At 70.4% G+C, this 19,591-nt stretch carries 17 protein-coding genes; 5 read left to right on the forward strand and 12 right to left on the reverse strand.

The features are described 5' to 3' along the window. Positions 1–166: 166 nt before the first annotated feature. The 3 genes from DMH01_RS10335 to DMH01_RS10345 all read left to right on the forward strand — a co-directional run bounded on the left by DMH01_RS10335 (position 167) and on the right by DMH01_RS10345 (position 2,406). Positions 167–1,030, forward strand: a complete 864-nt coding sequence (locus DMH01_RS10335) for a MaoC/PaaZ C-terminal domain-containing protein (RefSeq protein ID WP_125675448.1) — start codon at positions 167–169, stop codon at positions 1,028–1,030. Positions 1,031–1,082: 52 nt separating this feature from the next. Beyond that, the gene (locus tag DMH01_RS10340) at positions 1,083–1,832 is read left to right on the forward strand and encodes a class I SAM-dependent methyltransferase (protein ID WP_125676669.1); all 750 of its coding nucleotides are present in this window, start codon (positions 1,083–1,085) and stop codon (positions 1,830–1,832) included. 115 nt (positions 1,833–1,947) lie between these two features. Next, entirely contained in the window at positions 1,948–2,406 is a 459-nt protein-coding gene (locus tag DMH01_RS10345; protein WP_125676671.1) for a riboflavin kinase, read from the forward strand. Positions 2,407–2,487: 81 nt separating this feature from the next. On the opposite strand, the gene DMH01_RS10350 is transcribed toward DMH01_RS10345, so the two are convergent. From DMH01_RS10350 to DMH01_RS10380, 7 genes are all read right to left on the reverse strand, one after another. Continuing rightward, positions 2,488–3,057, reverse strand: a complete 570-nt coding sequence (locus DMH01_RS10350; protein WP_125675450.1) for a DUF5134 domain-containing protein — start codon at positions 3,055–3,057, stop codon at positions 2,488–2,490. 73 nt (positions 3,058–3,130) lie between these two features. Continuing rightward, on the reverse strand, positions 3,131–4,300 hold the full coding sequence (locus DMH01_RS10355; protein WP_125675452.1) for a lipid-transfer protein: 1,170 nt from the start codon (positions 4,298–4,300) through the stop codon (positions 3,131–3,133). Further along, positions 4,300–4,695 (reverse strand): MaoC family dehydratase, encoded by a 396-nt coding sequence (locus tag DMH01_RS10360; RefSeq protein WP_125675454.1) that lies wholly within the window; start codon positions 4,693–4,695, stop codon positions 4,300–4,302. Before DMH01_RS10360 ends, DMH01_RS10355 begins: the two co-directional genes overlap by 1 nt. Further along, a complete protein-coding gene (locus tag DMH01_RS10365; protein ID WP_125675456.1) occupies positions 4,692–5,606 on the reverse strand; it encodes a bifunctional MaoC family dehydratase N-terminal/OB-fold nucleic acid binding domain-containing protein in 915 nt (304 codons plus the stop codon). Before DMH01_RS10365 ends, DMH01_RS10360 begins: the two co-directional genes overlap by 4 nt. Further along, positions 5,603–6,775: an acyl-CoA dehydrogenase family protein gene (locus DMH01_RS10370; protein ID WP_125675458.1), complete on the reverse strand. Its 1,173-nt coding sequence runs from the start codon at positions 6,773–6,775 to the stop codon at positions 5,603–5,605. The genes DMH01_RS10365 and DMH01_RS10370 overlap by 4 nt, the downstream gene beginning before the upstream one ends. Before the next feature lie 4 nt (positions 6,776–6,779). Further along, positions 6,780–7,844: an acyl-CoA dehydrogenase family protein gene (locus DMH01_RS10375; protein WP_125675460.1), complete on the reverse strand. Its 1,065-nt coding sequence runs from the start codon at positions 7,842–7,844 to the stop codon at positions 6,780–6,782. An 88-nt stretch (positions 7,845–7,932) separates the two neighbouring features. Then, the gene (locus tag DMH01_RS10380; RefSeq protein ID WP_125675461.1) at positions 7,933–9,324 is read right to left on the reverse strand and encodes a wax ester/triacylglycerol synthase family O-acyltransferase; all 1,392 of its coding nucleotides are present in this window, start codon (positions 9,322–9,324) and stop codon (positions 7,933–7,935) included. Between the two features lie 66 nt (positions 9,325–9,390). Between DMH01_RS10380 and DMH01_RS10385 the strand changes: the two genes are divergently transcribed. Then, positions 9,391–10,638 carry an alpha/beta hydrolase gene (locus tag DMH01_RS10385; protein WP_125675463.1) on the forward strand — a complete coding sequence of 416 codons (1,248 nt, stop codon included), beginning with the start codon at positions 9,391–9,393 and terminating at the stop codon, positions 10,636–10,638. A gap of 78 nt (positions 10,639–10,716) precedes the next feature. On the opposite strand, the gene DMH01_RS10390 is transcribed toward DMH01_RS10385, so the two are convergent. From DMH01_RS10390 to DMH01_RS10400, 3 genes are all read right to left on the reverse strand, one after another. Further along, complete coding sequence (locus tag DMH01_RS10390) at positions 10,717–11,901, reverse strand: SWIM zinc finger family protein (protein WP_125675465.1); 1,185 nt, start codon at positions 11,899–11,901, stop codon at positions 10,717–10,719. Next, a complete protein-coding gene (locus DMH01_RS10395; protein ID WP_199745425.1) occupies positions 11,901–14,666 on the reverse strand; it encodes a DEAD/DEAH box helicase in 2,766 nt (921 codons plus the stop codon). Before DMH01_RS10395 ends, DMH01_RS10390 begins: the two co-directional genes overlap by 1 nt. A gap of 115 nt (positions 14,667–14,781) precedes the next feature. Beyond that, positions 14,782–16,857: an acyl-CoA dehydrogenase gene (locus DMH01_RS10400; protein ID WP_125675469.1), complete on the reverse strand. Its 2,076-nt coding sequence runs from the start codon at positions 16,855–16,857 to the stop codon at positions 14,782–14,784. A gap of 145 nt (positions 16,858–17,002) precedes the next feature. On the opposite strand from DMH01_RS10400, the gene kstR reads away from it, so the two are divergent. After that, on the forward strand, positions 17,003–17,650 hold the full coding sequence (gene kstR, locus DMH01_RS10405; protein ID WP_034322562.1) for a cholesterol catabolism transcriptional regulator KstR: 648 nt from the start codon (positions 17,003–17,005) through the stop codon (positions 17,648–17,650). Positions 17,651–17,733: 83 nt separating this feature from the next. On the opposite strand, the gene DMH01_RS10410 is transcribed toward kstR, so the two are convergent. Further along, positions 17,734–18,723: a TIGR03557 family F420-dependent LLM class oxidoreductase gene (locus tag DMH01_RS10410; RefSeq protein ID WP_007033688.1), complete on the reverse strand. Its 990-nt coding sequence runs from the start codon at positions 18,721–18,723 to the stop codon at positions 17,734–17,736. After that, positions 18,720–19,565: an LLM class F420-dependent oxidoreductase gene (locus DMH01_RS10415; protein WP_125675471.1), complete on the reverse strand. Its 846-nt coding sequence runs from the start codon at positions 19,563–19,565 to the stop codon at positions 18,720–18,722. Before DMH01_RS10415 ends, DMH01_RS10410 begins: the two co-directional genes overlap by 4 nt. Positions 19,566–19,591 lie beyond the last annotated feature (26 nt).

Consider the following 19,591-nt stretch of genomic DNA (forward strand, 5'->3'; position numbering starts at 1 on the left):
ACCGGTGGTTTCTCCAGGCAAGCCGCAGAGGCGAGGTCCGCTTCGCGCCCTCCGGCTTCCAACCAGACGACACACGCGAGTTCGCCCTCCAATCACGCGAGTTCCGCCTTCGATCACGCGAGTTACGCCCTGCCCCGAACAAACCCACAGCACCGTAGGAGTCCCTGTGCCCATCGATCCCTCGGTCGCGATCGGCGCCGACCTCGGCGAGGTGAGCTTCGCCTGGACCGCGTCGGACGTGCAGCTCTACCACCTGGCGCTGGGCGCGGGCGCGGACCCGACGAGCCCGCGCGAACTGCGCTACACCTACGAGGACGGCCTCCAGGTGCTGCCGACCTTCGCCACCGTGGCGGCGAACCTGCGTGTGTTCGAACCGCCCGCGGTCTCGTTCCCCGGCGTCGAGGTCGACCTCGGGAAAGTGTTGCACGGCAAGCAGGAGGTGATCGCGCACCGGCCGATCCCCACGTCGGGGAAGGCCGTGGCGCGCACGCGGATCGTCGACGTCTTCGACAAGGGCAAGGCGGCCGTGATCGTGAACGAGACGGTCGCCACCGACTCGGATGGCACTCCATTGTGGACGTTGCGGTCGAGTATCTTCGCCCGTGGAGAAGGGGGTTTCGGCGGCGAACGCGGCCCGTCCGACCGCGTCGAACTGCCGTCGCGGGAGCCGGACGCGGTCATCGACACCCCGACCTTGCCGCAGCAGGCGCTGCTCTACCGGCTCTGCGGGGACCGCAACCCCCTGCACGCCGATCCCGCGTTCGCCGCGGCGGCCGGGTTCGACAAGCCGATCCTGCACGGCCTGTGCACCTACGGCGTCATCGCGAAGGCCGTCACCGACGAATTCCTCGACGGCGACACCGCCCGTGTCGCGTCGTTCTCGGCCAAGTTCGCCGGCGTCGTCTTCCCCGGCGAGCCGCTGCGGACCCGGGTCTGGCGCGAGCCGGCCGGGCTGGTGATCACCACCTCGGCACCGGACCGGGACGAGGCGCCCGTCCTTTCCGACACTTTCTTGACCACGACAGACTGAATCCTCGTTCCCGCAGGTAGCGGCTCTGGCTAGACTCGGGCAGGTGCGCCCCTTGATCTCGGACCCGTATGCCGAACTCGGCCGGGACTACGCGCGATCGAGACGCCCGGATCCCCGCATCGCGGCCGCCGTCACCGCCGCTCTCGGCGACGCGCGCTCGGTGGTCAACGTCGGGGCCGGAGCCGGTTCCTACGAGCCGGAAGACCGCGACGTGGTGGCCGTCGAGCCGTCGCGGCGGATGATCGCGCAGCGTCCGTCCACCGCGGCCCCGGCCGTGCAGGCGTGCGCGGAAGGGCTGCCCTTCCCCGACCGTGCCTTCGATGCCGCCCTGGCGGTGCTGACCGTGCACCACTGGACGGACGTGGCCGCCGGGCTGGCCGAACTGCGGCGCGTGTCCCGCCGCCAGGTGATCGTGACCTGGGATCAGGCGGTGTTCGCGCGGTTCTGGCTGGTGCGGGACTACCTGCCCGAGATCGCCGAACACGAAAGCAGGCTGGCCTGTCTCGACCGGGTCGTCGAGGAACTGACCGAGGCCGGGCAGACGCCTTCGGTGGCTCCGCTGCCGGTGCCGTCGGACTGCGTCGACGGGTTCCTCGGCGCGTATTGGCGCAGGCCCGAGGCCTACCTGTCCGAGCGCGTGCGCGCGGGGATGTCCGGTGTGGCACTGCTGGACCAGAACGTCGTCGCGACGGCGGTCGAGCGGCTGCGCGCCGATCTCGCGGACGGGCACTGGCACCGGCATCACGTCGGCCTGCTCGGCCGGACGGAACTCGACCTGGGGTACCGGCTCGTCACCACGTGATTCAGCTAGGTGATTCAGTACACAGTGGACGCCTCCCGCGGCGTGGACGGCGGTCGACCCCGGGCGGCGGGGCATGGTATTCATGGCTTTCGTGACGGCAGGGGACGGGAGCGGCATGACGGCGGAGTACTTCGTGGTCCGTGGCCAGGTGGAGAAGGGCGATCAGCGGGGCAGGGAACTGGGCTTCCCGACCGCCAACATCGCGCTGCGCGACCAGGACGGCCAAGTCGGCGACGGAGTGTGGGCGGGCTGGGCCGAACGCGCCGACGGCACCCGGATCGCGGCGGCGGTGTCGGTCGGCAGGCGGCTGACCTACTACGGCGCGGACGGCTACCGGCTCGTCGAGGCGCATCTGCTGGACTTCAGCGGTGACCTCTACGGCGAGGTGCTGACCGTCTGGCTGGGCCACCACCTGCGCGAGCAGGAGGCGTACCCGTCGTCGGAGGCGCTGATCGTCGCGCTGAACAAGGACATCGCCAACGCCGCGAAGTGGGCCGCGGACAATCCGGCCGAGGGCCTGCCGGACGTGGGCACCGCCGAGGCGGGCGTCGTGCGCCGCGTCCCCCGCTCCTGAGCTGAAGGGGACTTTCACCGCGTAAGACGCAGTGAAAGCTCCCTTCACCGCGTGAGATGAGGGGAAAGTCCCCTTCAGCCGCTAGACGGCCGCGCCCAGCAGCATGTAGCCCATCCCCAGCCCCATGATCACCCGGCACACCCGCCGCGACAGCTGACCGGACTCCCCGGCACCCCGCGCCGCGAGCACCCCGGCGCGCACGGCGTCCGCCGCGAAATACGCGGCCACGGCACCGAAGATCAGCGAAAGCCACAGCGCCGAAGTGCCGCCGGGACCCGACATCACCAGCCACGGCCCGTGGGTGACGTCGTTGTGCGGCATGAACGTCACCATGAACAGCATCGCGGTGGCGGAGACGGCGTGGTGCCCGCACGAGGCGTGCCCGGACCGCCGCCCCTTCCACCACGAGACGGCGAACCAGCCCGCGGTCAGCGCCAGCATCGCCTGCCAGCCCGCCGCCGGGATCGGGCCGCCGATCGGGGACAGCATCGCGACCATGGCGACGACGAGCAGCAGTTCGGCCAGGTCGCCGTTGCGGACCGCCGCGCCCTGCCTGCCGTAGTCCAACCTGACGAGTCTCAGCACGCAGGGCAGGACGAGCGCGGCGAACACCGCGGTCAGGGTCCACGCGACGACGATTGGTCCAGACATGGCACCTCCCGGCCGGTAACCCTTTCACCGTGGCAGGTACCGCTCTAGTACACCATCGGGCATTGAGGTGATGTCAGCCCGCGGTCAGGACCAGTCCGCTCGTAGGTACGCCGGTGCCGGCGGTCACCAGCACCCGCGAAGCGCCGTCGACCTGGTTGACGGCGCTGCCCCGGAGCTGCCGGACACCCTCGGCGATCCCGTTCATCCCGTGGATGTAGGCCTCCCCCAGCTGCCCGCCGTGCGGGTTGAGCGGGAGCTTCCCGTCGAGTTCCAGGGTTCCGCCGCCGATGAAGTCCTTGGCTTCGCCCTTCCCACAGAAGCCGAGTTCTTCCAGCTGCATCAGGACATAAGGGGTGAAGTGGTCGTACAGCACGGCGAGGTCCATGTCGCCGGGCCCCAGCCCGGACTGCTCCCACAGCTGCCGTCCCACGACACCCATTTCGGGCAGCGCCGGGAGATCGTCGCGGTAGTAGCTGGTCATCACGTACTGGTCCGGCCCGCTCCCCTGCGCGGCCGCCGCGATCACGGCCGGCCGGTGCGGCAGGTCACGCGCCCGCTCGGCGCTGACGATCACCAGGGCGATCCCGCCGTCGCTCTCCTGGCAGCAGTCGAGCAGGTGCAACGGCTCGGCGACCCAGCGGGAGGCCTGATGATCTTCGAGCGTGATCGGCTTACCGTAGAACCACGCTTGGGGGTTGGTCGCCGCGCGGGCACGGTCGACGACGGCCACCCGGCCGAAGTCCTCGCTGGTCGCACCGTACTCGTGCATGTACCGCCGGGCGAGCATGGCGACGGTCGCGGCCGGCGTCGCGATCCCCATCGGGTAATGGAACGCGTTGTCGACGCCGGACGAGTTCACCTGCCCCGCCGCGGCCGAGGACACCTGCCCGAACCGCATCCCCGACCGTTCGTTGAACGCCCGGTACGCGACGACGACGTCCGCGACCCCGGTCGCGACGGCCATCGCGGCCTGCTGCACGGTCGCGGCCGCGGCCCCGCCGCCGTAGTGGATCCGGCTGAAGAACTTGAGCTCCGGGATGCCCAGTTCCCGCGCGACGGCGATCTCGCTGTTGCCGTCCATGGTGAACGACACCAGACCGTCCACATCGGATGGTGAGAGGCCGGCGTCCTTCAGCGCGCTCGACACCGCTTCCGCAGCCAGCCGGAGCTCGCTGCGCCCGGAATCCTTCGAGAACTCCGTGGCACCGATCCCGGCGATGGCCGCCCGTCCGGACAGGGTCATCACTCGCCTCCCAGCGTCAGCGCCACGGTGCCCACCACGTGCTCACCGAGACTGTCCACACCGGACACCGAGACCACCACGTCGTCGCCGTCCCGTTCCGTGACCCGTCCGGTGAAGGTCAGCGTGTCGTAGGCGTAACAGGGCACGCCGAGCCGGATCTTGATCGACCGCACGAACGCCTCCGGCCCCGCCCAGTCGGTGACGAACCGCTGCACCAGACCGGTGTCGGTGAGGATGTTGAGAAAGATGTCCTTGGACCCGCGCCGCACGGCGGCGTCGCGGTCGTGGTGGACGTCCTGGAAATCCCGGGTCGCCAGCGCGGTGCTCACCACGAACGTCGGGGTGGCCTCGATCGTCAGCGGCGGCAGCTCGGTGCCGACCGAACAGTCCTTCATCGCGCGACCCTCCAAGCGGGCAACGTCAGTTCCTCGTCGATCTTCACGAAGGCGGCCTCCACCGGGAGTCCGATGTGGACAGCCTCGGGATCGGCGTCGAGCAGCTCGCCCATCACCCGGACGCCTTCCTCCAGTTCGACGAGCGCGACCACGAACGGCAGCTCCTTGCCGGGGACCTTCGGATGGTGGTGCACCACGTAGCTGTAGACCGTGCCCCGTCCGCACGCGACGACGTAGTCCGGCTTCGCGTCGAGGTCGCCGTCCGGGGGCATCGGGCCGGGCGGATGCCGCAGGGTCTCGCCCCACCGCTGGATCCGCAGTTCCCCGTCACGCAGGCCCGCCCAGAAGAACTCGGTGTCCTTGCTGATCACCGGCCGCAGCACCGGGGCGGCCGCCTTGGCGGGCTCGGCGCCCGGCGGGCGGAACTTCAGCACCCGGAACACCATGTCCGCGACGGCCTCGTCACCGACGTACCAGGTGGTCTTCGTCGTCACGAACCAGCCTTCACCCAGCGCGGTGCGCTTCGGCCCGACGACACTTTCGAGTTTCGCGGTCGCTTCGACCCGCTCGCCGTGGCGGAGGTAGCGGAAGTAGTTCTGCTCGGAGTTCGTCGCGACGACCGAGGTGAACCCGGCTTCGTCGAGCACCTCCATCATCGCGCCGAGCGGATCGTCCGACGCCCTCGTCCAGTGCAGCCCGCCCATCGTCCACACCTGCGCCATCGCGGGCGGTGCGACAAGTCCCTTGTGGACACTCTTGGCGGCGAACTCCTCGTCGACGTACACGGGATTGCGGTCGCCGATGGCTTCGACCCAGTTGTTCACCATCGCCTGGTTGACCGCGTCGCGCGCGGCCCTCGGCGCGGATTCCCCGCGCGCGGCGATGCGTTCGGCGGCTTCCTGGATGCTCATCGCGGCACCCTCGGCAGTCCGAGCCCGGCGGTGGCGATCAGCTCGCGCTGGATCTCGTTGACGCCGCCGCCGAAGGTCAGCACCAGATTGCGTTTGGCCACCACGTCCAGCCACAGCGCCAGTTCCGCGGTTTCGGCGTCGGCCTGATCACCGTGTCGCGCCACGATCTCCTCCAGTCTCCTGGCCAGCCGCTGGATACGTTCGGAACCGAAGATCTTGGTGGCCGACGCGTCGGCCACCGCCACCGGCCCGGTCGCCGACGACGCGGCGACCTGCCAGTTCAGCAGTTCGTTGACCCGGGCGGTCGCCAACGTTTCCGCGAGTACGGCCCGGACGTCGGGCAGTTGGAGCAACGGCGTGCCGTCCGGCGCCTTCCTGGACGCCGCCCAGTCGCGGACGCGGTCGTGGAGACCGCCGATCCGCCCGGCGGGGCCGAGCATGACGCGTTCGTGGTTCAGCTGGGTGGTGATCAGCCGCCAGCCCTCGTTCTCCTTGCCCACCAGCATGTTCGCGGGGACGCGGACATCCGAGTAGTAGGTGGCGTTCACGTGGTGCGCGCCGTCGCAGGTGATGATCGGCGTCCACGAATAGCCCGGATCGCGGGTGTCCATGATGAGGATCGAGATTCCCTTGTGCTTCGGCGCGTCCGGCGCGGTCCGGACGGCCAGCCAGATGTAGTCGGCGTCGTGCCCACCCGTGGTGAAGATCTTCTGGCCATTGACGACGTACTCGTCCCCTTCGCGCACCGCTGTCGTGCGCAGCGCGGCGAGGTCCGTTCCCGCGTCGGGCTCGGTGTAGCCGATGGCGAAATGCACTTCACCGGCGAGGATCTTGGGCAGGAACAGGGATTTCTGTTCCTCGGTGCCGTAGGCCTGCAACGTGGGCCCGACGGTCTGCAAGGTCACCGACGGCAGCTGGACGTCGGCGCGGGCGGCCTCGTCGACGAAGAGGTGCTGCTCGATCTCGCCGAAACCCCGGCCGCCGTACTGTTCGGGCCAGCCGACGCCGAGCCGGCCGTCGCGGCCCATCCGCCGCACGATCTCGCGGTACACCGGGCCGTGCCGTTCCCGCAGCATCGCGCGCCGCTCGTCGGCACTCACGAGCCCGGCGAAGTACTTTCGCAGTTCGGAGCGCAACTCGTGTTGCGCCGCGGTCAGTTCGATCAGCATCGGTTCACCCCGCCACCAGTTCGCCCAGGCCGGCCAGCCGATGAGCGGCGCCGCCGAGCGTTCGTCCCAGATCCTTGACCGCCGACGAGAACCGGTGCAGTGGATACGTTTCGTCCACGCCGATCCCGCCGTGCAGGTGATGGCAGACGGCCAGCGCCGCGGGCGCCTCCTCCGCCAGCCAGTACGCCGCGATGTCGAGCTCCGCCTCGGCGTCGAGCCCCGCCGCGAGCCGCCAGACCGCCGACCGCGCGGCCAGCTGGACCGTCCGCGAGGCGACGTAGACGTCCGCGATCTGTTGCGCCACCGCCTGGAACGCCGCCAGGGGCCGCCCGAACTGCTCGCGTTCCCCGACGTGCTTGGTGGTCAGCGCGAGCGCGCCGGCGAGCAGCCCGTCGCCGAACGCCACGGCGCCCGCGAGCGCGAACCGGTGCAGCGTCGCGATCGACTCGCCGGGGCCGTGCCCGTTGAGGAGATCGGCGTCGGTGACGGTCACCGAATCGAGCGTCATCGTGTAGTCCGGTGTGCCGGAAGAGGTTCTCGTCGGCGTCAGCGTCACGCCGTCCGCGCGGGGATCGACCAGGAAGACGCCGGTGCCGCCCGGCAGCGAGGCGGGCGTCAGGATCCGGGTCGCCTCCGCCGCGAACGGCACGCCGATCTTGACGCCGCTCAGGCGCCAGTCCCCCGCCGATTCCGCGACGGTCGCGGGCCGGGTGGTGAACGGCGTGGAAGGCTCGTGCAGCGCGGCGGTGAGCACGGCTTCGCCCGCGGCGACCGGCGGAAGCAGCGCCGCGCGCTGATCCGGGCCACCGAGCGCGGTCACCGGCAGGACTCCGAACGCCAGCGACGCCAGCGCTGGCGTCGGCGAGGCGACGCGCCCGAGTTCGGTCAGCACCAAGGCGACTTCGGCGACGCCGAGCCCGTCACCGCCGAGCTCGGCGGGCAGCGCCAGCGCGAGCAGACCGGCGTCGGCGAGCGCGCGCCACGTTTCGCCGGGCTCACGCTCCTTGCCGAGGACACGCGCGGCCAGCGCGGTGACCTCGGTCTGCGTCTCGTCGAACTGGAAGTCCACACTGGCTCCTCACCGGGGCGAACGGGCACAATATTGAAACCTGTTCTAGTCTTAACCGGAAGGAGGCGTGACGGCAAGGGGTGAGGATCTAGGAGGTGGCTTTGAGCAGTTCCGCGAGCGCGTCGGGAAAGTGGTCGGCGAGCGGCCACAGGTCACCGGTGAGTTCGCGGGCGCCGAGCAGGCCGACGTCGACCCTGCCCGCGTTGGACAGCACGGTGACGTTGAGCCCGGCGCCGTGGAACACCGGGCCGAGCGGGTGGAGCCCGGTGATCCGGCAGCCCAGCAGGTACAGCGGCATCGGCGGCCCCGGCACGTTGGAGACCACCAGGTTGTGCACCACCGGATGCCGTTCGGCCAGGCGCAGCGCGGAATACGCGCGCACGGCGAGGCCGAACATGGTCGCCGCCGAGAACTGCGCCCAGTCCTGGAGCATGTCCGCGTCGATGGTGTGGTGGTGGTCCTTGGACAGCCGGTTGGATTCCGCGAGCATGAACAGCCGCGCGGCGGGATCGTCGAGATGGGTCGGCAACGACGCGAAGAACGCCGAGACCTTGTTGCTGCCGTGCTCGCGTTCGGTCCGGCCGTGCACCGACACCGGCACGGTCGCCACCAGCGGATCCTCCGGCAGTTCGCCCCGGTCTCGCAGGAACTGCCGCAGCGCGCCGGAAACCACGGCGAGGACGACGTCGTTGACGGTCACCCCGAAGGCGTCCTTGACCTGCTTGACGTCGTCGAGGTCGAGAGAGGCGTAGGCGACGCTGCGGTGCGCGGTGATCGTCCCGTTGAACGACGTGCGCGGCGCGGTGAACGGAACCGGCATTCCCTTGCCCTGCAAAGCTTTCCCCAGCCATCGCGGCACGAGTTCGAGCAGGTCGGGCAGCAGCTTCACCAGCTCGACCGGCCGTTTCGCGAACGACGTCAGCCCCGCGCCGAGCAGCGCCCGCCTGCCGGGAACCCGCGCGTTGGCGCGTTCGTCCGTCGCGATCTCCGGCGGCGGGGCGTCCGGATCGAGGCCGGCGAGGTAACCGATCAGGCTGGCGCCACCGACCCCGTCGACGCTGGCGTGGTGCATCTTCAGCAGGACCGCGATCCCGCCGTCGGCCAAGCCTTCGATGACGTACAACTGCCAGAGCGGCTGCGCGCGGTCCAGTCGTTGTCCCGCGATGTGGGCGGCGAGTTCGGCCAGTTCCCGGCGGTCCCCGGGGGCAGGTACGCCGATCCGGTGAACGTGGGCCTCCAGGTCGAAGTCCTCGTCCTCGACCCAGACCGGATGCGCCAGATTCCAGAGTGGATTGTGCAGTTTGCGCCGGAACGCCGGGATCAGCTCGACCCGTTCGGCCAGTTTCGCCTTGAAGCGGTCGAAATCGTAGCCGCCGGGCATGGTCGAACCGTCCAAGGTGAGCAGCCCGCATATGTGCAGGACCTGGGCCGGTGTCTCCAGATAGAGGAAACTCGCGTCCAGACCGCTCAATCTCTGCATGACAAGCACCTTAAGTGAACTTTGCAACCCGTTCTAGGCGGTCACCCGGCGGTAGGATCGGAGCCCATGCACCCGAGTTTCGTCGTCCGTCAGGCACTCCAGCTCGCGCTCACCGCGAACGCGCTGAAGCCGCCGCGAGGTGCGCGTACAGCGATTCCGGCGTTCTTCGCGGGCTGGCTCACCGGGGAACTCGCGCCGCATCTGCTCGCGCTCACCGCGGCCGACGCGGCGGCGCATGTCGCCCGGCACCGAGGCGGGTCGAGCAAGGCCGGGCTCGCCCTCGCGGCGGCGTCCGCGGCCGGGCTCGGAACCCTGATCGCGCAGTCCCAGCGGGCCCGCGACGAGATCGAGACGGCGCTCACCGAAGGCATCGGCAAGGCCTATACCGACGAACTCGAGCACCCGCCGAGCCCGACCGACCTCGCGACCCCGTGGGGCCAGCTGGCCATGCCGTTCCGCATGCGCGATCCCGATGTCCGGCGGACCCGCAACATCGCGTACGCGCCGGGCGGGAAACGGTTCCTGCTCGACGTCTACGCCCCGCGTGAACCGGTCACCGGCGCGCCGATCCTGCTGCAGGTGCACGGGGGCGCCTGGGTGATCGGCAACAAGGACCAGCAGGGCCTGCCGCTGATGCTGCACATGGCCAAACGCGGCTGGATCTGCATCGCGATCAACTACCCGCTCTCCCCCGCGGCCCGCTGGCCCGCGCATATCGTCGCGGCGAAACGCGCGCTGGCCTGGATCCGGGACAACGCCGAGTCCTACGGCGGCGACCCGTCGTTCGTCGCCGTCACCGGCGGCTCCGCGGGCGGGCATCTCGCCGCATTGCTGGCCCTGACCGCGAACGACCCGGCGTTGCAGCCCGGCTTCACCGAAGCCGACACGAGCGTCCAGGCGTGCGCCCCGCACTACGGCGTGTACGACTTCGCCGCGACCAGCGGACGCCGTTCCAGTCAGACCCGGCTGAAAACGCTGATCGCCCGGCACGTCTTCGAGGCCGACCGGGATCCGGTGAACTTCCTCGACGACTACATCGCGGCTTCACCGCTGGACCGGATCACCGAGGACGCGCCGCCGTTCTTCGTCATCCACGGCGTCCACGACTCGCTGGTGCCGGTGGGCGAGGCCCGCGAATTCGTGCGGCGCCTGCGGGACAAGTCCCAGCGGGAGGTCGCGTACGCGGAGATCTCCGGCGCGCAGCACGCCTTCGACGTCTTCCCCTCGATCCGCAGCGCCCACGTCGTCCGCGGGGTGGAACGGTTCCTGGAGTGGAGTTATCGCACCTGGCGGCGCGGGGCCGCAGGTCCGTGAAGGCCTCCTTGAGGGACTCTGGGTCCCTCAAGGAGGCCTTCACGTACTTCAAGCGACCAAGGCACCGGAAGGCGCCGATCAGGGCGGGTAGATCACGTCCGTCGGGCGCGCGGAGGACGGGCCGTCGACCCGCCAGCCCTCGCCGTCGCGTACGAAGCGGTACCACCGTTCGTCCCGGCCGTAGCGCAGCTGCAGGTCGCCTTGGGTGATCCGGTTCCGCCAGGTCTTCGGCGTTCCCGGCAGCCCCGATTCGGCGAGGTCCGCCCTGGCCTGCGCGAGCGGCGCCTGCCCGGGCCGCCAGGGCTCCCGCACCACCGCCATCCCACCCCGGCCCGCTTCGCGCCAGGCCTGTGCCCAGACGGCCAGATCCCGCTCCGGGACTCCCGCGGCCTCGGCGAGTTCGGCGACCACCTGCGGGTCGCTCGCCGCCGCACGACGCGCGAGGTCTTCCTCGAACGACAGCTCCGCCTCGCGCTCGGGACCCATGACCAGCAGTTCCCAGGCCCTCGCGGCGGCGTCGGCCGCCAGTTCGACGAACATCTCACCGCTCCAGCCGGTGCGGTGCGGCGGGTCGAGGTCGAGGACCGCGGGCGGCCCGACCGTGCCCGGGACGGCAGGCCGCGGCGGGAGCGCGGCGATCCGCCGGGTGTACGCGCGTTTCGGGTCCACTCCGGGCGCGGCGGGTGCACGCACCCGTTTGCCCGGCGCGCTCGCGGGGGCGCGGCGGGACCGCAGTTCCGCGAGCACGGCCTCCCTCGGCCTGCCGCGCAGCAGGAACAGCACGAACGGATCGGCGTCGACCTCGTCCGCGACCAGGTAGTACACCGCGGCGACGTGCTTGCACGGGTTCGCGCTGTCGGGACACGAGCACTTCGGGCGCAGATCTCCGGGACCCGGCAGCAGATCCGCGCCCGCGGCCCGTGCGTCTTCGGCCAGCTCACCGGGCAGCTCACCGTCGAGGAGGGCGGCGACGTGCCCGAGCCGGGAGCCGACCATCCCGAGCAGGCTCTCCCACTGCGGTCCGGTGAACGCCCGCATGTGGATGGTCACCCGGTACGGCACCGCCCGACTGCCCTGTACCCAGGCCGTCACCTCGCCCTCGCCGACCGCGAGCTTGCTGACGGTGCCCTTGCGCGCGTACGTCCGTCCGCGCGGCAACCGGTTCGGATCGAGTTTGGCGCGTTCCTCCAGGGCCTCGACCCACGCCTTGCCCCACCACGTGTTGCCGAAGGTGCGCCGTTTCCGTCCTGTCGCGCCGGGCATCAGGGCTCCCCGAGCCGGACGAGGTCGGCGAGTTCGTCGTCGGACAGTTCGGTGATCCAGTTCTCGCCCGCGCCGATGACCGCGTCGGCCAGCCCGCGTTTGGTCTCCAGCACCTTGGCGATGCGCTCCTCGAGCGTGCCCTCGGCGATCAGCCGGTGCACCTGGACCGGCCGGTCCTGCCCGATCCGGTACGCGCGGTCGGTGGCCTGGTCCTCGACCGCCGGGTTCCACCAGCGGTCGTAGTGGATCACGTGGGTGGCCTTGGTCAGGTTGAGCCCGACCCCGCCCGCCTTGAGCGAGAGCAGGAACACCGGAACCTCGCCCGCCTGGAACCGGGCGACCATGTCCTCCCGGGCCTGGGGCGTGCTCGACCCTGACAGCAGCATCGTCGGCAGCCCGCGTTCGGCCAGGCGTTTCTCCAGCAGGCGGCACAGCTGGACGTACTGGCTGAACACGAGCACGCTGTCGCCCTCGTCGAGGATGACGTCGAGCAGTTCCTCGAACGCGGCCAGCTTGCCGGACCGGCCGTGCAGCACGCCGGGTTCCTTGAGGTACTGCGCCGGGTGGTTGCAGATCTGCTTGAGCTCGGTGAGCAGTTTGAGCACCTGCCCGCGCCGCGCCACCCCGTCCAGCTCGCGGATCATCGCGAGATTCTCGCGGACCACGGCTTCGTACAGCGTCGTCTGCTCGGCGGTGAGCGGGACGAACCGGTCGGTCTCGGTCTTGCGCGGCAGCTCGGGGGCGATGTCCGGGTCGGTCTTCTTGCGGCGCAACAGGAACGGGCGCACGGTCGTGGCGAGACGCTCGGTGGCGGCGACGTCACGGTCGCGCTCGATCGGGCGGGCGACCTTGCGGCGGAACCCGTCGAGCGAGCCGAGCAGCCCCGGCGTCGTCCAGTCCACAATGGACCAGAGTTCGGTGAGCCGGTTCTCCATCGGGGTCCCGGTCAGCGCGACCTTCGCCGCGGCCGGGATCTTCCGCAGCTCCTTGGCGGTGACCGAAAGCGGATTCTTGACGTGCTGCGCCTCGTCGGCGGCGATCATCCCCCAGTCCACTTCGGACAGTGTTTCTCGATCCCGGCGGAGGACGCCGTACGTGGCGAGCACGACCTCGTCCGGCGCGACCTCGTCGAGATGCCGTCCGCCACCGTGGAACCGGCGTACCGGGATGTCCGGCGCGAACCGGGCGAACTCCCGTTCCCAGTTGCCCAGCAACGACGTCGGGCACAGGACGAGCGTGGGCCCCTCGCCGAGGGGGCGGCGATGCAGGTGCAGGGAGATGAGCTGGATCGTCTTGCCGAGCCCCATGTCGTCGGCGAGGCAGGCACCGAGACCGAGCCCGGTCATCGTCGCCAGCCAAGCCAGGCCCGCCTTCTGATAGGGCCGCAGGGTGGCCTTCAGGTCCGCTGGCTGCTCGATCGGTTCCGCGGCGCTTTCCCGGATTCGCTGGAGCAGCCCCGTCAGCGCCGACGGCGCGGTGAACTCGACCTTTTCACCGTCCAGCTCCAATTCGCCGGTGAGCGCCGCGGCCAGCGCCTCGGCCCCGGACAGCTTCTTCGCGCGGTGAGCACGCACCTTGGCGAGCAGGCGCGCGTCGACCTTGACCCATTTGCCCCGCAGCCGCACCAGCGGCCGCTTCGCCTCCGCGAGCGCGGTGACCTCGGCGTCGGTGAGGTCTTCGTCGCCGAGGCTCAGCCGCCAGCGGAACTGGAGCAGGCTCTTGAGCGTGAACTCGGGCCCGGTGACGCTGCCCGGGGCCTGCGTCGCGCTCGCCTTCGCCTTGAGTTCGCCCGCGAAGAGGTCCTTCGGCCACTGCACCTCGATGCCGGCGCCGCCCAGCGCCGCGTCCCCGTGGGTCAGCAGGTCGACGACCTCGTCGTACTCCAGCGTGAGCCCGGTCGGCGCGGCCGACTGGAGCATGCGGCCGAGCGGCGCCCATGCCCTGGCGCCCCGGCGGAGACCGAGCAGCAACTGCGTCTCGACCTGGTCGCCCATCCGTTCCAGTACCGCTTCGGGCGCGTCCCACAGCGTCGCCGCCTCGACGATCAGGCTCGGGTCGGCGGCGCTCCGTACGGCGAGGACGGCGGCGAACGTGGGCTCTTCTTCGGGGTTCTCGGGCTCGTGCACCTCCATGCGCAGGACGAGATGCGCGCCCTGGGCCTGCCGGGCGCTCAGCTCGGCCAGCCACGCGGCACCGTCCGGGCCGACCAGCGTCGGCTGGGCCGCGGCGAACGCCGGACCGCCCGCCGCGACGCTCGCGGCCGGCGTGCGGACCAGCACGTCCGCCGTGGCGTCCCAGAGCGCGCGGATCAACGACTCCGGCGAATGCAGCCGGATCCGCTTCAGGCCGGACAACGGCAGCGCGTGCGCCTCGGGAGGCAGCGCGGCGGCGAGCCCGCGCAGCATCTCCTCGTCGGCGACGTCCAGCGGCCCGACCCGCCACGAATCCACCCCGCCGGGTGAGGCCGCGGGCAGCAGCCTGCCGCGGGCGATGAGGTTCACCCCGGCTTCGGCGACGGCCGACCACGCGGCGATGGCCGGGCTCAGGTCGCCGTCCGCGGTGAGCAGCCGCGGAATCGCGCGTGACAACGGGACGAGTGCCGCGTCGACCTTCGTGCGCCGGAAGACCTTCCCCACCGGCAGCACGAGTTCGATCGCGGTGTCACCCGCTACGCCGTCTCCCCAGAGCGCCAGCACACCGTCCCGCGGGGGATCCGAGGGGACGAAGGTGGCCTGGGTTCCTGTGCCGAACTCCACGACCCGCACGTTAGAGCACGGGACCGACAGCTGTCGGGCGCCGGTGCCATGAAAGGTCCTTTCCTTGCCAATTTTGCGAGGAAGGGACCTTTCATGGCACGCCGGAGTGCCGTGACAGGAACTTTCAGGACCGAGGCAGCCCCAGCAACCGCTCGGCCGTCAGCGACAGCAGCACCTGCGTCGTGCCGCCCGCGATACTGAGGCACCGGGTCAGCAGGAACTCGTGCTGCGCGCGGTCACCGGCGACGAGCGCGTGCTCCCCCAAAGCTTCCAGCGCGAAGTCCGCCACCTCCTGCCGATGCCGCACACCCAGCAGTTTGCGCACACTCGACTCGGCGCCCGGATCCTGGCCGTCGAGCCGCCGCAGCGTCGCCCGCAGGTCCAGCATCGAACACGCGCTTCCGTCGGCGATCAGCGCGCCCAGCCGGTCGAGGTCGGCGTCGTCGCCCAAGGTGGCGAGCAGATTCTCGACGCCCTCCCCCACCGCCGACCCGCTCCCGAGGGCCACGCGCTCGTTCGCCAGCGTCGTCCGCGCGAGCCGCCAGCCGCCGTCGACCTCCCCGACCACCATCTCGTCCGGGACGAAGACGTCGTCGAGGAAGACCTCGTTGAAGACGGCGTCGCCGGTGATCTCGCGCAGCGGGCGCGTGCTGATCCCGTCCGCGGTCATGTCGACGAGGAAGTAGGTGATCCCCTGGTGTTTCGGCGCGTCCGGATCGGTGCGTGCCAGGCAGATCGCCCAATCGGCTTCGCGCGCGAGCGAGGTCCACACCTTCTGTCCGTTCAGCAGCCATCCGCCGTCGGCGCGCCGGGCCGTCGTGCGGAGCGACGCGAGATCGGAGCCGGCCTCGGGTTCGCTGAACAATTGGCACCAGGTGATCTCGCCCCGCAGCGTGGGCGCGGCGAACCGTTCGCGCTGGTCCTCCGAGCCGTGTTCCAGCAGGGTCGGGATCGCCCAGGCGCCGATCACCAGGTCGGGACGGCGGATGTGCGCGTCGGCGAGGGCCGCGTCGATCCGCAGTTGCTCGGCCGCGCCGGCGCCCCTGCCGTACGGCGCGGGCCAATGCGGGGCCAGCAGTCCCGAATCGGCCAGCGCGACGCGCTGCGCGGGCTCGGGCAAGGCGGCGATTTCGCTTACCAGGCCACGGAGTCCGGTGTCTTCGCCGACGTCGACGCTCAACGTCCGGCGGTCGCCGCGCAGGGCGAGTTCGGCGGCGCGACGGCGCCAGCGAGCGGAACCACCGAGCCACTGACGCAGTGCGACGGCACGGCGCAGATAGAAGTGCGCGTCATGCTCCCAGGTGAAGCCGATACCGCCGAGGACCTGGATGCAGTCCTTCGCGTTGGCCACGGCCGCGTCGAGTGCGTAGGCCGCCCCGGTCGCGGCCGCGAGGGCGTGCTGCGCCGGGTCTTCGGCCGCTCTGGCCGCGTCCCACGCGAGCGCGTCGGTGGCTTCGGCCCGGCACAGCATTTCCGCGCACAGATGCTTGATCGCCTGGAACGACCCGATGGGGCGGCCGAACTGTTCCCGCAGCTTCGCGTAGTCGACGGCGGTCCGAAGACACCATCGTGCGATCCCCGCGGCTTCCGCGGCGCCGAGTGTGGCGGCGTAGGAATCCACTGGCAGCGCCTCGAAAACCGCTTCGGCCCGCACCTTCGTGCACCGGACCCGGCCGACCGGCCGGGAGACGTCGAACGGCTCGCACTCCTCGATGTCCATTCCGGACGCGCCGGGCGGAATGAGCGCGGAGACGTCGCCGTCGGAGACCAGCGTCCACGCCGACGGGTGAACGTCGAGAGCCGGGCCCGACTGTCCTTCGACCGCCGAATCCGCGATCCGGAAACCGCCGCCGAGTACTACCGCCAGCCGTTCGGTCCCGTCCGCGAGACCCGGCAGGATCTCCTTGGCCGGCCGAGGATCCGTCCCGAGCAGCGCGCCGCCCAACACGGTCCCGAGGACCGGTCCGGGCACGAGCGCTTCGGCCGCTTCGGCGAGCCCCGCGGCCAGATCGGCCAGTGTGCCGCCGGCCCCGCCGACGTCTTCGGGAATCGCCACGCCGAACAGGCCGAGTTCCGCCAGCCCTGGTGGCGGCTCGGTGATCCGGCCCTTTCGGACGGCGTCGACGGGACGGGCGGCGGCCGCCCAAGCCCGGATCGACGCGGCCAGCGCCGCCTGTTCCTCGGTGAGCGCGATCGACACGGGTGAGACCTCCTGCTCGGACCTACCCGCGAGTGTAGAACGTGTTACAGTTTCTTGCCCAGTGGGTCACGTCTTGAACAGTTCGTCCGCTTAGGTACGCTACGTGAGGAAAGTGGAACAAGTTCCGACGAAGGGGGACGTGGCGATGCCAGGGAAGGCCAAGGCACCCACGAGCGCGAAAGCGCGAAGCGGCAATGGTCTCTCCGCGCTGGGCGGCGAGGAACTCGGCTCCGCGGCACAACGCGACCGGCGGCGCCGCATCATCGACGCGACCCTCACCCTCGCCGCGAAGGGCGGGTACGACGCGGTCCAGATGCGGGCGGTCGCCGAGAAGGCGGACGTCGCGCTCGGCACGCTGTACCGCTACTTCCCCTCGAAGATCCACCTGCTGGTTTCCGGGCTGGCCAGGGAATTCGAACGCGCGCAGGAGAAACTCGACCGCGCGGCGATCCCCGGCGAAACCCCGAGCGAGCGGCTGATGTTCGTCCTCGGCCGCAACACCCGGCTGATGCAGAGGGACCCGCACCTGACCGAGGCCATGGTCCGCGCGTTCATGTTCGCCGACACGACCGCCGCCGCCGAGGTCGAGCAGGTCGGGCGGCTGATGGAGAACATGTTCGCCAAGGCCATGGGCATCGAGGACCCGACCGAGGCCGACCGCGACATCTTCCACGTCATCGCCGACGTCTGGATGGCGAACCTGGTCGCCTGGGTGACGCGGCGCGCGTCGGCGGCCGACGTCGCGAACCGGCTGGAACTGTCGGTGCACCTGCTGCTGGACAAGAACGTCTGACGCGGCGCTTCCCCGTGCGATGAAGGGGCCTTTCATAGCAAATTTTGCTATGAAAGGCCCCTTCATCGCAGCGCCGACGGGCGTCAGGCGGTCAGCTTCGGCAGCACGTCCCGCCCGAAGGTCTCGATGAACTCGTCCTGGTTCCGGCCCACGTTGTGGATGTAGATCCGGTTGAACCCGGCGTCGACGTACTTCTGCAGCGCCGCGCGGTGCACGTCCGGGTCGGACGAGACGACCATGCGGCCCTCGAAGTCCTCACGCCGCACCAGTTTCGCCATCTGCGCGAAATCGAACGGCGAGCGGATGTCGGCCTTCGGGAACTTCATGCCGCCGTTGGGCCACTGGTCGAGCGCGTTGGCCCATGCCGTCTCGTCGTCCTCGGCCCACGACAGGTGCACCTGCAGCAGCTTCGGCATCGAGTCCGGGTCCTTGCCCGCCTTCCGTGCGCCGGTGCCGAAGTTGTCGAGGATCCCCGCCAGCTTCTCGATCGACGCGCCCGGCGTGATCAGCCCGTCTGCGAGTTCACCGGTCTTGCGTGAGGTGTACGGGCCCGCCGACGCGATGTAGATCGGCGGTGGCTCGTCCGGCAGCGTCCAGAGCCGGGTGGTGTGCAGTTTGAAGAACTCGCCGCTGTGCTTGACGTCCTTGCCGGTGAACAGCTTCCGGATGACCTCGAGCGCCTCGAACATCCGCCGTACGCGCTCGGGCGCTTCGGGCCAGTAACCGCCGATGATGTGCTCGTTGAGCGCTTCGCCGGAGCCGATGCCGAGCCAGGTCCGACCCGGGTAGGTCGCCTCCAGCGTCGCCGCGGCCTGCGCGACCATCGACGGGTGCAGCCGGAACGACGGGCAGGTCACGCCCGGCCCGAGGTCGCCGGTGGTGTTCTCCGCCAACGACGCGAGCACGCTCCACACGAACGACGCTTCACCCTGTTGAGGGACCCACGGCTGGAAGTGGTCGGCGGCCATCTGGCCGGAGAATCCGTGCTGTTCGGCCAGCGCCGCCAGCCGGATCGACTCACGCGGCGAGAACTGCTCCAGTGCCGCGGCCAAGCCGATTTGAACCTCAGTCACGCCTGCTGCCCCTTTCGAAAGCTTTCGGCGACCTTCGCGAACTGGTCGAGTCGTTCCAGTGTCGCCGCTTCGGGCTCGGTCGGCAGGAAGAGCGTCGCCTCGTCGACGCCGCCCTCGGCCAGCCTGCCCAGCGCGTCCTCTTCCGGCGTGGCGCCGAAGGCCGAGAACCGGATGTCGCTACGGCCCTGGTCCGCCAGCCACTGACGCGCCCGGCGAAGCTCCTCCGGCGGGGTGTGGGCGTGCGGCAGCCAGCCGTCGCCGTACTTGGCGATCCGCTCCATCGCCTTCTGCCCCGCGCCGCCGATGTAGATGGGCGGATGCGGCTTCTGCACCGGTTTCGGCCACGCGAAGATCGGGTCGAAGTCGATGTGCTCGCCGTGGAACTCGGCCTCGTCCTTCGTCCAGATCTCCTTCAGTGCCGCGAGTTGCTCGTCGACGAGCGCGCCCCGGGTGCGCGGATCGGTGCCGTGATTGCGCATTTCCTCCCGGTTCCACCCGACGCCGACGCCGAAGACGAACCGGCCTCGCGAGACCAGGTCCAGCGAAGCGACCTCTTTCGCCGTGTGGATGACGTCGCGCTGCTGCAGCAACGCGACGCCCGTACCCAGCTTCAGGTTCGAAGTCGCCCCGGCGGCCGCCGTCAGCGCGACGAACGGGTCCAAGGTCCGGTAATAGATCCGCGGCAGCTCGCCACCGCCCGGATACGGCGTTTCCCGGCTGACCGGGATATGCGAATGCTCCGCGATGTGGAGCGAGCTGAACCCGCGCTCTTCGACGGCCGCGGCGAGGACGTCCGGCCTGATGCCCTCATCGGTGATGAAGGTGGCGATTCCGATCTCCATGTTCAGCAACTACCCGGACACGCGCC

Source organism: Amycolatopsis sp. WAC 04182 (assembly GCF_003947465.1).
Classification (GTDB): domain Bacteria; phylum Actinomycetota; class Actinomycetes; order Mycobacteriales; family Pseudonocardiaceae; genus Amycolatopsis.